The organism is Zobellia russellii (genome assembly GCF_018728565.1).
GTDB lineage: Bacteria > Bacteroidota > Bacteroidia > Flavobacteriales > Flavobacteriaceae > Zobellia > Zobellia russellii.
Genome location: NZ_JACSOI010000010.1, coordinates 92,189 through 105,294, shown reverse-complemented (window position 1 = coordinate 105,294; position 13,106 = coordinate 92,189). Strand labels below are relative to the sequence as shown.

The following is a 13,106-nucleotide window of genomic DNA, read 5'->3' as shown; positions in this document are numbered from 1 at the left end:
CAAAACTAAGCACTTGCTTTGAAATGAACAAAAAATTAAGAATACTTTAGCTTTGGGGCATAAAAAAACAGCTCAAACCTTTAATTCATAGCCCCATGAATTAAAATTTTGAACTGTCAACTATTTAAGGAATATATTAAATTATCTGTACGATACAGCAATCTTGGCGAGTTGCCCAACAATTTTAACTGAATCCTTCATAGAAAGTTTAGAACCGTCTGCATGAATCCATCGTTTTAATGGTTGCTCACAAATAACGCGTTTTGCTTCTTCTTTACCATAGTGTTTTCTCATACGCATAAAAATCTCCACATCAAAAAGCCATTTGGTAATAAATTTTTTGTTGAACATGGTAGAAGCTATCTCACGGTCCATTATTTTGGCTCCACATTGGGTGTCCTTAAATGGCATACCAAGAATAGTCTGTATGATCATATTGATGGTCATGCTTATAATTTTACGAGCCGACTCCTTGGTGATGTTCGCCCCCATTCTACTGATTCTGGAACCACTTACAATTTTAAAATCCGAGTTTTCAATGGTTTTTACTAAATCATCAAAATCCCTAAAATCAGTTGAAAGATCAGCATCTAAATATCCTAGATAATCTAACTGCTCATCTTTTATCATGTGCAAGATTCCCTGTCGTACCGCTTCTGCCTTACCACCGTTCTTTTCACAATCATAAACACTTATATTGGATTCATGCCCTTTGCGTAGTTCATGCAGTACTTCTAAAGTTCTGTCTGTACTTCCATCATTTACAAAGCATAAATGGTAGCCCAAATTCTTGTGTGCAAATTCCTTAAATTCAGGACCGGACAAACGGTCTTCTTCATTATAGCAAGGAATTATTACACCCACGCAATTCTTTTGAAGCATACGTGCATTATCACTCGCTACCGTTTCTTTCTGAATATCAGGTGCTCCGATAATTCGTTTTATACGTGCCGCCATTTCGTCTAGGCTCACAGGCTTTTTCATGTAATCGTTAATTCCTAAATCAAAACCATCTACAATGATTTTTTCATCGGTATTACCTGACATGATCAGAATAGGTGTTTCGGATTTCTTTTCAACCCTTATATGTTCAACTACCCTAAGGCCTGACATGCCCGGCATATTTATATCTACCAAAACTAAATCTGGCTGAAAACTATCAAATACTTCTATGCCCTGCTCTCCAGAACTGGCCGTTTTAACCTCATAGCCTAATTCTAATAGTCTCTTTTCAACTGAAAGCAAAATCAATTGCTGGTCGTCTATGGTTAATATTTTCATGGTGGTATATTTTATTAAGAAGTGGGAACCTTTTTTTATGCTTTTACTTTTTCGTGGGTTAGTCCAATGGCGTTAACGTCTATAATCTGCCCTTTGGATTTTTGAACCTGAATAGCCTTAAAATAATCCAGATACATTTGGGTAATGGTACTCATAGGCAATGAACATGCAGCCGCATAATTGGTTTGGGCCAACTCCGTTCTATAGGCATCATCCGTGAGTATTTTTTCTATGGCGTCCGCTAATGAATTTTTGTCCTCGGGTAAAAAGAACTCGCCCCTATACCCTTCTTCCTTAACTAGTACGCTCAAGTCTCCCAAATCAGGAAGGGCAACTGCTTTTCCGTAGCTTCCTGCTTGGTGCAATACACCCGAACTACCTGTGGTAGAGGTATATGGGAAGACCACTACCGCACTTTCTCCAAAAATAACGGGCACGTCCTCTTCGGCTACATAGCCTGTAAATCGTATTTGCGGTACATGGCTGTATATTTCTTCCATCTTCTTAAGGTAGCCTGGTGTATTAGGACTATCCGTTCCGGCAATTACAATTTCTATATCTTCATTGCTCCTATTACGAATTACCTCTATTGCCTCAATAAGCACCTCAACCTTTTTGTAGGTCCCGAACTTCCCGAAAGCCATCACCTGTTTTGGTCCAGCTGGAAGATTAAAATCCGGTTCTGGTGGAGTTTCAAAAGAGCCGTGAGGAATTAATGCTATATTTTTTGCTTTATATTTCTTCTCAAGGATGGTTACGTATTTGCTGATGGTCACGGCCAAAATATCCGATGCAAGAACAAACTTGGTCAAGGTCGTACCTATAAAACCATATATGCTCTGTAATATTTTGCTTTTGGTAAAACCGGCACTATCCAAATCTACCTGCTCTAAAATATTGTGCAATAATGATATAGTAGGAATTCCTTTAAATTTGGTTGCATAAGGCAGCATTAATCCTAAAGCTGCAGGTATTTTTTTATCACCAAATTTCAGGAACTGTAAATTATAAAGTACGGCATCTGGCTTATGGGTTTTAATAGCTTTGTTTACGGTAAGTAAATTAGAATAGCTATTGAACTCCCAGCATTCTGAAACGGTTATCTTACAGCCTTCTCCTTCAAAAGATAGGTCTTTTGGAGCTTCGGTCTTATCCGTCATTAAAATGATTTCAGTTACTTCTTCTTGTAATCTAAAATGCTTTACAAGATAATATCCGTACTCCGTTAAGGTTACCTTACTGGGCGGATATGCGGTTACAATGGCTAGTTTCATGCTATAGATTTGATAGATTTGGGACTATTTAATTACATTTCTGGATTTCAATTTTTTCAACTTTCGGATATACTTTTCTTTCTTACTTCTTTATTTGAAAAATACATCAACTGGACTACCAATAATATACTCATGGCTATGAGTTGCATATACACCACACTTTCTAAAGTATCATGATACAATACCACCAATACTATTTGCGAAAGACCCAATACACCGGATAATATAACCGGCACATAATGATCTAAGGATAAAAAATAATATGCGAAAATATTGGAGATGGCAAAGAGCGATGTTGCCAAAGCATATTGCCATAATAAACTGGACATGGCTATATAGGAATCGCCGAACATTAATGTTATTATCAATTCAGGGAACAAATAACATACTACAACAATGCCTGCTGAAAGTAACCCGATGTAGGATACATATTTAAATAAAACGGGAGCTGTTGGCTCGCCATCTTTTTGTTTTTGCACCACTACCGGAAGCAATAACATGACGAACATCCATGCTACAAAATACACTACCCTTCCAATTAAGGCCAATGAAGCGTAAAGACCGGCTTCCATAGGTTCAAAGTAATGCTTTACCAAAAGCACATCGCTATTATTGATTATGATTTGCGTAAACTCATAACAGGCGGTCAACCAAATAAACTGAGAAACCCGTTTTGTGTTTTCTCCATCAAGCTTTCTAATTTCCCTAAAGGATATTGATGTGCTATCCGATGGAAAAAGTCCAAAAAGAAAAGAAAGGAAAATGCCCAATGCCACCAATGTTCCCGGTTCTATATCCAATAGAAAAAGTAAAAGCATCGTAAGCACCAACCTACTCCACATCTCCGTCTGGTAGGTGATCGACAGTTTTCCAAATTCCTGTCTGCCCTGGTATGCTCCTCTATTTACACTCATAAAAAAGTAAATAGGTATACCTAGACCAAATATGATAAACATCCAATGACTTTCCGTATTGAAAAGTGCTTGTAATTGTTTAGAAAAAATAAGAATGAGTACTCCAATGATGAGACCAACTACACTAGCTTGACGATAGGTTATATTCTTAAAAATGTCCCATTCCTTACTAGAGAATATAACCGCGAATTTTGCCGTTGCCAGTTGAAAGGTCATTCCCATAAAGGATAGTACCAATAATAAGGTGACAAGAAGTGCCGCTTCTGAAAATGCAGCCGGCCCTAATAGCCTACCTAATAAAAGGTTATACAAGTAGTTTCCCCCATTGACCAAAAGCACGCTTCCCATGAACAATTGTTCCTGAGAAACTTTCTTAAACATTAACTTAATGGCGGTCATAGTTGGTGTGGTCTTAGTTTATGCTGTATTTATTTTATTATGTGCTTTCTTGAACATTTTTAGTATTTAAAATATATAGCTATCTGGGATTCAAATATGTAGCAGCAATATTTTGTTCAAAATATAAGCTTGATACCTAAACGGAATTTTATAAGATTATTGTAGGATTAAACTTATAATCGATAAAATGTAGCATTTCATAGAACTAATCGGCATTTTATCGATAAAATGTACATGCAAAAGCAGAACCTTCATATTTCATTAGAGTATTAATGATTTATTCCTAGGATGCCCTCTAACGTCTGTTATAGAACCCTTTAAAATCAATAATTAGAAACTAAAACAGTTCTTTAATGGCTTTAGATAGGCCGTTTTTTTTAAAACAAATTTCAGTCAATCTACCTTAATTTAGACCTATAAAAGTCCATCTACACTTAACCGTAGATGAATGGCTTAAAGCAATAGACAAGCAATACCATCGACGAAATACAATATTAATAGCATTATAATGTTATATTTTCTGACAATTATTCAGGAATGCAACGCACCAATGTTTTATTAATCTTAGCACTGGTCATAGGTATCGCTTTTCACGGGTCTAGTATCTTCTTTACCCTTGAGACTACCTATGATGCTTTGATTCATCTATTTTTTGCGGACCATTATGCCAATAGTTGGTTTGAACCTTGGGATTACCGTTGGTATACAGGTTTTACGGTACAGGCCTATCCTCCACTCGTACATCAGTCTATTGGAATCTTATCTTATATTGGCGGACTCAAATTTGGAATGTTCAGCGTAGCATTGGTTGGCATTATCCTTTTTATTACCGGCGCCTATAGGTTTGGGCTTCTCATGACCGGAGACAGGAAAATTGCCGGGTACACAGCGCTTCTAGCCGTATTTTCTTCTACGTTTGTGGAAACACTTCATATTTTTGGTCAATTGCCCAGTATCGTTGGTTTATCGGTGCTTCTACACTCCTTACCAGAGATATATCTATGGGTAAAAACCGGAAAATCCAGATACATAGCCACCAGTCTGTCGTTAATTGCGGTAACCGTAACTTCTCATCATGTTACTCCAATATTCGGTATGGTTTTTTTCATATTCCCGCTTCTGGGGATGGCTGTAATGGATTCTGCCAGAGATCAGGTAAATAGTTTTAAGGAAGTTCGTTTTTGGGTCTTTTTCAAACAATTTAAAAAGTGCTTTTGGAGAATAGTTATTTTTGGATTTTCCTCCTTAGTACTTATCGTTACCTGTATCCTGCCCTACTGGATAAATTCAAAGAAAAACCCGATTACCCAAGTACCCATACCACATGGTTCCCGTGATAATTTTCTTGAGGTTACTTCATCCGGACTCGTGTTTTTTGTTATCCCTTGGGGGATTTTAACGTTTATCCTACCTTTTCTATTCTATAGATATTACAGCAGGCGATACATCTTTTTTGGTTTATCCTTTTCCGCACTTACACTCTTGGGAACGGGAGGAACAACACCTCTTCCCCTAATACTGTTGGGTGAAACTGCTTTTAATATTTTGACATTGGACCGTTTTACACTCTGGGCGACCATAATGGCATTGCCCCTTTTTGGGGAGTTTGCCTACCGTATGGTTGAAGGAGACCTAAAAGACCGTATTCAAGAAAATTGGGGACGCGTTTACCACCGTATTCTTGGTGGCGTCATTATGGGCGGTATCTTGTTCATGGTTATTTTCACTATGAGCTTGGGTTATTTTAGACCATCGCAACCCCAGAAAATAAAGATGCAGCCTATTGTTAATTTCTTGAGTCAGGATTCACATGACCATTGGCGCTATCTACCCTTGGGATTCGGAGATCAAATGGCATGGTTATCTGCGCAGACCAGAGCTATGACCGTAGACGGAAATTACCATTCTGCACGGCGTTTACCCGAGTTGACCACAAGAGCTATTGAACGTCTTGAAAATTCAAAATTTAGGGGCGTAGAAGGTATTGGTTCATTACAGCAATTTTTGACCGTACCCGAAAAATACAACCTGAAATACATTTTTTCCAACGATAAATTCTATGATCCCATTCTCTATTTCTGCGGATGGCAACGACTGCAACAATTGGAAAACGGTATTATGGTCTGGGAAAAGCTGAACGTTCCGCCCTTCCCAACTATCATGCCCAAGGAAGATGTGCACGTGGCGTTAAAGGTTATGTGGGGCATCATTCCCATTTTAACTGTACTGATTGCTTTTGTGATTAATATTCAATGGATATGGATCAGGGCGTTAAAAGCAAAAGCTTTGCCTCAAGGAGAATTTATGAAGTATGCCATTGAGCACAAAAATTTTCCAAAGAAACTAGTGGTTATAAATCACATTTGGGCCTTCATATTATTAATCGTGCTTGGGTACGGTATCTACCTATTCTATATCAAAAATGTAGACCAAATAGCTCCTACCAATGTTGTGGAAGCCTATTATGATGCCTTGGATTTTAAAGAGTTCAATAAAGCTCATTCATTTCTGAATCCCGATAGCGGAAAAACCATTGCGCAATACATGCTAGAGGTTTCCGTTACAGATGGCATTCTTAGCTCTTACGCCAAATTGGATTCATTAGGTATTGAATTTTTACAGGAAAACGATACCAGTGCACGAGTAAAAGCGGCTACAAGATGGATTACCCCTTTGGAAAGTATAAACAAAGACTATTACCACAGTCTTATAAAACAGAAAGGCAAGTGGTATATAGAACCCTCTTCATTGGATAATGATTTGCCTCCGGACCAATTGTTTACTTCTAACAACACTACCTTCTTTAATCATGGTAGGAGAAAAATAACTACCCAGCAAACGCATCATGAAGATGTATTGAAACAACCAGTTCTTGAGGTGCTCAAAGCCAAACTAGTGCAGTACCAAGGGAGTTATAGCATTATAGGCGAATTGCAAAATGTAGACCATGTACCTGCAGATGTGGTTATAAAAGGAACTTTATACAATGACTTGAACAAAGAATTGGCTACGTACAACGCCAAGGACGTAGCCAAACATAAGTTAATGCCTAAAGAAACTACTACGTTTAGGATAGATTTTGAAGGTATCGCATGGTCATCTACAAAGGATACTTTACCCCCTACATTCAATCCTGACCAGTTTACCCCTATGACGTTTGAAGAGCAACCCACTAAATTCAATTTACAATGTGCAGGTAATGTTGCAAATACAGACCTATACAAACAGGTAAGCCTACAGGAGTTGGTTTTTGAAGGCGATAAAATTAGCGGGACGCTGTTTAATTCAGGCATACAGGAAGTGACCATCCCTCAACTTTTGATTTCCTATTATGGTGAAAACAAAGACCTTTTGTGGGTGGAACACGAGTTCTTGACCGATGGAGTACGAATTCAAAGAAAGCGTTATTTTGAGTATGAACCCGCTTGTTTAACGGATATAAAACTTATAAACAGCAGCCTAGAAAATTGTTTCGTAAACGGAAGTCCCAACTCGGAAATCAGTAAAAAACTTTTTCCCGATAGAGATACATCGCATGCGGAAGACCAACTCCAACCTTATTCCGGAAATGGTTTTGACTATTTAAAATTTGAGTTGAACAGTTACATAGGGAATCCCAAATGAGAACGCACCTTCTACATATTGGTATTTTGGTTATTATGCTATTTCTAGGGTGTTCAAAAGAACCGGAAGAAGTAAAAAAAGATGCAGATGCACATTTTGAACTGCTCACAAACAAAGAAAATTTTATCGCCGGAGAACCTTTTTCCCTAAAATTTAAAGCTTCGGAAAAAGTTAGTCCGCATTTGGTCTTTAGAAATGCTGTGGGAACTACCCTTCTAAACGCTTCGTATACTGATGATACCCTAGAATTTGACGTCCCCAAAAATTTCTATGAAAAATCGGGTATTTGCTATTGGTCATTAATTTCCAATTCCCAAGAGAAAATGAGCGGGAAGTTAAACATTCAGGTGAACACCAAAAGAGGTACATTTTTAGAATCTTATCTAGGTCCAAGGAGCCTTACGGCAGGTCCTGAAGATTACTCCATGTTCGTTATGGTGGCCACAGATTTATATGACAATCCACTAAACGATAGTACCGCCATTTTGAGTAAAGTTCAGTTTCAAGACATTCAATCGGAAAAAGTCTTACGTTCTAAAAACCTCATGGCATGGACCAAGGTACGGTCACCAGAGCAATCCGGTCGTATGCTCATTTCCGCAGCATGCAATGAAACGGACTCCAAAGAATTTACAACCATTATCTATCCTGCAAATCCGGTAGACTTTACTATTTTCTATGAGCGAAACCATGAATATGCAGATGGAAACCAAGTCATTACTTTCAGAACCGATATTATCAGGGACACCTTTGGTAATGTTACCAGTGAAGGTACTTTGGTTTCCTTTATCATTACGGACGATAAAGGAGCAAAACTTAAAGCTCAGGGTACGACCCTGAATGGAAAGGCGGAAGCAAGATTGTTGCATCCTGAACATAAAGCCACATGGTCCGTTGAAGCTTTTGTTACCGGTGCAGCAAGGAGCAAACCCGTAACAATTGCCTTTAAGGCTTCGGTGACCGATTACGATATCCGCTTCTTGGACAATTACAGAACCCTGATTATCGGGCCGCTAAAAAGTTTCATGAATCAATTGGTACCGGATGGAATGCCAATGTCCTTAACGGTCAAAAATTCGGATGGAAAAGTATTGGATGTACTAAGGACCACATCAATACAGGGTGAAGGAAAATTTGAGCTGTCACCGGATTTCTTCCCTCCGGGAAATTATGAGTTAAAGATAAAAACGGCCGGAATAACAAAAACAAAATCAGTAGAACTAAAATGAAAATAAACAGAACTTTATATCGCATTTTTCTGCTGGTAACGTTTTTAGCCCTTAACGGTTTAATTCTTTTCGGCATCAGTAGCGCGTGGACGTATTTGAATACGGGTGCGGACCGTACCTCAATGCTTCATTTGCATGAGGATATTTCCGCTAGCTATTTACCAAAAATAAAGTGGGAGGTTGCGATGAACGAAGGTAGGCCCATGGAAGAACAGACACTAGGTGAAATTGAGAGAGATTACATGAGTGCTTGGCAAGTGCGCAACGCAGCATATGCTAACAATGTGCCTTATGGCATAGCCGATTATTATACGGATAGTATGCGTACCGAGCTATTTAAAATCACGGACCTCAACCTTAAAAACAAGGTTACCTTAAAGACCACTACGCTAGAACATCACCCTAAATTGGAATTTTACAGTACAGACGGAAAGCTTGTAGTTTTTACGGATAAAAATGTAGAAGCCTATGAAGAAGTGTATCATAATGAAAGCTTGGTCACCAAACGAAAACTGCTATCGGATTACAAAGTAATGCTTTTGTTGGAAGACGGTTTTTGGAGAATACGGCAGTTGGTGGAAACCTCTTTACCAGAAGAGCCCAAAGCCGTAGAGTCTCAGGTTCAGAATCTAGACAACTTCCATTTTAAGGGTATTAATTATTATCCACAGGATACTCCATGGGATATGTTCGGTAAAAAATTCAACGACTCTATTATCGAGCATGATTTTAAACTCATGGCCAAAATGGGTGTAAACAGCTTACGAATCTTTATTCCTTACGAATCCTTTGGTAAAGAATATGTGGACCAAGAAAAAATAGAAAAGGTAAGACTCACCTTAGATATAGCAGAGAAAAATGGATTGGACATTATGCCTACACTTTTTGATTTCTATGGGAATTACAGTATTCATGATTGGACAATGACCAACCGGCATGTAGAGCAAGTTGTAGATGCTTTAAAAGACCATAGAGCAATAATTGCCTGGGACGTCAAAAACGAACCCGATCTGGATTTTGAATCTAGAGGGAAAGAACAGGTATTGGCATGGTTGGAACAGACTGTGGAACGTATTCGCAAAATAGATCCAAATCATGCTATAACTATAGGGTGGTCTAGTCCGGAAGCGGCAACAAACTTACAGGATAAGCTAGATATTGTCTCTTTTCACTATTACCGTGAAGCTCCAGAATTTGAAAAAGCCTTTACAACCTTAAAAGACAAGATAGCCGATAAGCCTTTACTACTGCAAGAATATGGATATTCTTCCTACGACGGAATATGGAACGCTTATACTGGATCGGACGAAAAGCAAAAGGAATATATGGAGACGATTCAAAACGTAGTAGAAAAAGAGAACTTGTCCCATATGATATGGACACTCTATGATTTCAGAAATATTCCTACATCGGTTGTTGGCCGGTTACCGTGGCGAAAAGTCCGCCAGCGTCATTTTGGCCTTTTGGACGATAATGGTGAGAAAAAGCCCGTTTACCATATTTTCATAAACAACCAACCGTAAAAGAGTCGATTTTATGAAGTCAAACCACGACTTTTTCAATCAAACAAAATTTACATATAAGAAAACTAGGCTTGATTAGCCCCAAGAATGTAAGTGGAATTTATCTTTTGTAAAGATGAAAGCACATTTTCATTGGTCTTTCCTAAAATTGTGATTTGCCTATTCTTATTTATGGCATAATCATAAAACTGCCTCAATGCGTTTGCTCCGTTCGCATCCATCCCTTTTAAACGTTCCAAGTTGAGCACTATCTGCTTATCCGACCCCAAATATCTACCAATGTGACGAATAAGAATAGTTGCATTAGTACTGTTCAAGTTTCCATGAATGCAGAATATTCCACGTGCTTCTGTAATTTGTAATGGCATATCTTAAAGTTTTGTAGGTTAATTTTCGCTCGTAGTACAATATATAACATAATAGGTATTAATAGACCTAAAAGCATTATTAATGGACTTTAAATAACTGTAAATGAGAAACTTTTATTGTATCCAACCCTGAAAAAGGTTTTCTCAACATTTATCCACTGAACACCAATAAATCAGTTTTAAGGGCGTTATATCTTTGTGGTAAAAACCCTACTTTAATGTTTAAATTTAAATTATTCTGCTTCTTCCTGTTATTATCGCTCTATGGAATAGCACAAAGTCCGCTTCAACCCGGATTTACCCTGTTGGAAAAAGGGGATTTTGAGCAAGCGGAAACTTTTTTTAAAGACTACCTTATAGATGACCCAACGAATAAAACTGCTCTATTGTGTTATGGGCGTGCAGTTGGTCTAAGTGGAGAACCTGAGAAATCTACAGGAATGTTCGCCAATCTTTTAGAAGATTATCCTGGTGATTTTGAAATACAAATAAACTATAACGAATCTTTCCTTTGGGCTAAAAAATTTAAAGAAGCAGAACCTTTGTATGCCCAACTCGTAAAAGAATATCCTGATAACTTTGGTGCCGTTCTAGGATATGCCAATACACTGAGTAACCTCCAAAAATATGAAAAAGCTTTACAATGGGTAGAAAAGGCTTTAGAAATACAACCGGATAACCCAAGTGCTAAAACTTCAAGAAAGTATATGAGGTTAGGCTACGCCAATGCTTATGTGAACAAACAGAATTACAAAAAGGGAGAAACGCTTTTAAAAGAAATATTTGTTGATTTTCCCGAAGATAAAGATGCGTTACTTAACCTTGCCAACCTTTATTTAATTACAAAAAGTACCGAAAAGGCAAAATTAACTTACAGGCGTTTAGCTACTTCTCAAAAAGATTCCATTACCGCACTAAACGGAATTGCCCTTGCCGAACATATAGCAGAAGATGACAAACAAGCTTTAACTGTAGCAACGACCGCCAAACAAAAAGTTGAGTTAGTTGATGATGAAAAGTTAAAGGAGCAAACGTATGACCGTTATGTTCAAGCCTTGATATGGAACCAAAAATATGTAAAGGCAAAAGCAGAAATAGAAGGATTAGAAACCAAATACAAGAACCGTAATTGGATTTATGCTTTAAAAGCTATGCACGGTCTTTATACGGGCTCACCAAAAAAGAGTGTCGCCAATTACGATGCTATTTTAAAAAATGACAGTGCATCTTTTGATGGAAATCTAGGTAAAGCCAATGCACTTTTTGCTGCTGATCGTATAATTCCAGCTTACAAAGCTGCATTTGGAACCTTAAAAGTTTTCAAAGACCAAAAAGACGCTTTAGGATTTATAGATAAGTTGAACATATCCTTTACCCCTACTCTAGAAGAACACCTTGCGTATACTTTTGATAATGGTAAAAATGTTACTTTTTCAACCAATACCACCGCCACAGCACCATTATCCACAAAGTTAAGTACCAACTTATCATATAACTTTAGAACAACCTCAAATTCCATTACAGATAATAAGGCGAGCTCCCATGTGCTTTCTGCAGGGTTGGATTACAAGTTGTTTCCTAAAACATTATTTAAAGGGGTATTAGGTTTGAATAAATCCAGTTTTGGTTCTGAGTCCTATTCCCAACCCGTAATAGATGCTAAACTATTATTGCAGCCTTTTAAACTGCAAAACCTGGAATTAGGTTATAAACGAGAAATTCAAAGCTTTAATGCAGACCTAATTGAACGGGAAATTGTCATGAACCATTTTGGGTTGAATTATAACCTGGGTACTAATTTTAATTTGGGTTGGTATACGCAGGCCATACACACTACCCAAAGTGACAATAATACCCGTAACCTTTTATTTACTTCATTATATTATAACGTGATGAAGAAACCGGCCTTGAAAGTTGGACTTAATTATCAGTACCTCTCATTTGCGGAACAAGTACCTACTATATATTTTAGTCCAGAAAAATACCAAGCTGTAGAGATTTTTGGTGACCTTAGAGGGGATTTTTCTAAGAACACCCAATATATGATGAGTGCTGCTACAGGTTTGCAACAAGTAGAAGAAGACCCTAATACGGTAATTTTTAGGGCTGAAGCCGGTGTAACCCATAAATTTTCTAAACGTTTTACCGGCAACATTTACGGGAAGTATAGCAATATTGCTTCGGCCACGGCTGCCGGTTTTGAATTTACTGAAATTGGGTTAAAATTAAAGTGGCTAATGACCAAAAAACCTTTATTCTATAAGAAAATCGCAAAATAGTATTTGCAAAAAAAATCGGTCTAACCAAAAAAGACAACCTGTCAATTAAGCAAGATTGTCTTGAGACAAAATGTATTCTCACGAACCCAAATTAAAATGAGAATATTTTCTAGGAACTCTAGCTCCTAATTATAGATTTTTAATCTTACGTGAAGATTTAGAATTGAAAAGTGTAATCCTTAGAACCAACCGGTTCTAAGTTTTAATAGTTCCAT

The 13,106-nt window shown here is 37.7% G+C and carries 8 protein-coding genes; 4 read left to right on the top strand and 4 right to left on the bottom strand.

The window, feature by feature from the left end; all coding sequences use genetic code 11:
• Nucleotides 1–141 precede the first annotated feature (141 nt).
• From H9565_RS18370 to H9565_RS18360, 3 genes are read right to left on the bottom strand one after another with little or no spacing between them, the layout of a single operon-like run.
• Nucleotides 142–1,281, bottom strand: a complete 1,140-nt coding sequence (locus H9565_RS18370) for a response regulator (RefSeq protein ID WP_215441840.1) — start codon at nt 1,279–1,281, stop codon at nt 142–144.
• A 35-nt stretch (nt 1,282–1,316) separates the two neighbouring features.
• Entirely contained in the window at nt 1,317–2,555 is a 1,239-nt protein-coding gene (locus H9565_RS18365; protein ID WP_215441839.1) for a glycosyltransferase, read from the bottom strand.
• A gap of 56 nt (nt 2,556–2,611) precedes the next feature.
• Complete coding sequence (locus tag H9565_RS18360; RefSeq protein ID WP_215441838.1) at nt 2,612–3,868, bottom strand: oligosaccharide flippase family protein; 1,257 nt, start codon at nt 3,866–3,868, stop codon at nt 2,612–2,614.
• Between the two features lie 537 nt (nt 3,869–4,405).
• Here H9565_RS18360 and H9565_RS18355 point away from each other — a divergent pair.
• From H9565_RS18355 to H9565_RS18345, 3 genes are read left to right on the top strand one after another with little or no spacing between them, the layout of a single operon-like run.
• A complete protein-coding gene (locus H9565_RS18355; RefSeq protein WP_215441837.1) occupies nt 4,406–7,492 on the top strand; it encodes a hypothetical protein in 3,087 nt (1,028 codons plus the stop codon).
• Nucleotides 7,489–8,721: a hypothetical protein gene (locus H9565_RS18350; protein WP_215441836.1), complete on the top strand. Its 1,233-nt coding sequence runs from the start codon at nt 7,489–7,491 to the stop codon at nt 8,719–8,721. The genes H9565_RS18355 and H9565_RS18350 overlap by 4 nt, the downstream gene beginning before the upstream one ends.
• A complete protein-coding gene (locus H9565_RS18345; protein ID WP_215441835.1) occupies nt 8,718–10,244 on the top strand; it encodes a cellulase family glycosylhydrolase in 1,527 nt (508 codons plus the stop codon). The genes H9565_RS18350 and H9565_RS18345 overlap by 4 nt, the downstream gene beginning before the upstream one ends.
• A gap of 65 nt (nt 10,245–10,309) precedes the next feature.
• Here the strand turns inward: H9565_RS18345 and H9565_RS18340 are convergent, their stop codons facing one another.
• On the bottom strand, nt 10,310–10,612 hold the full coding sequence (locus H9565_RS18340) for an STAS domain-containing protein (RefSeq protein WP_215441834.1): 303 nt from the start codon (nt 10,610–10,612) through the stop codon (nt 10,310–10,312).
• A 218-nt stretch (nt 10,613–10,830) separates the two neighbouring features.
• Here H9565_RS18340 and H9565_RS18335 point away from each other — a divergent pair, with 218 nt between their 5' ends.
• Complete coding sequence (locus tag H9565_RS18335) at nt 10,831–12,891, top strand: tetratricopeptide repeat protein (RefSeq protein ID WP_215441833.1); 2,061 nt, start codon at nt 10,831–10,833, stop codon at nt 12,889–12,891.
• Nucleotides 12,892–13,106 lie beyond the last annotated feature (215 nt).

Excerpts from the sequence above, each read along its gene's own strand:
- H9565_RS18370 (WP_215441840.1), bottom strand. The coding sequence starts at position 1,281 with ATGAAAATATTAACCATAGACGACCAGCAATTGATTTTGCTTTCAGTT.
- H9565_RS18365 (WP_215441839.1), bottom strand. The coding sequence starts at position 2,555 with ATGAAACTAGCCATTGTAACCGCATATCCGCCCAGTAAGGTAACCTTA.
- H9565_RS18360 (WP_215441838.1), bottom strand. The coding sequence starts at position 3,868 with ATGACCGCCATTAAGTTAATGTTTAAGAAAGTTTCTCAGGAACAATTG.
- H9565_RS18355 (WP_215441837.1), top strand. The coding sequence starts at position 4,406 with ATGCAACGCACCAATGTTTTATTAATCTTAGCACTGGTCATAGGTATC.
- H9565_RS18350 (WP_215441836.1), top strand. The coding sequence starts at position 7,489 with ATGAGAACGCACCTTCTACATATTGGTATTTTGGTTATTATGCTATTT.
- H9565_RS18345 (WP_215441835.1), top strand. The coding sequence starts at position 8,718 with ATGAAAATAAACAGAACTTTATATCGCATTTTTCTGCTGGTAACGTTT.
- H9565_RS18340 (WP_215441834.1), bottom strand. The coding sequence starts at position 10,612 with ATGCCATTACAAATTACAGAAGCACGTGGAATATTCTGCATTCATGGA.
- H9565_RS18335 (WP_215441833.1), top strand. The coding sequence starts at position 10,831 with ATGTTTAAATTTAAATTATTCTGCTTCTTCCTGTTATTATCGCTCTAT.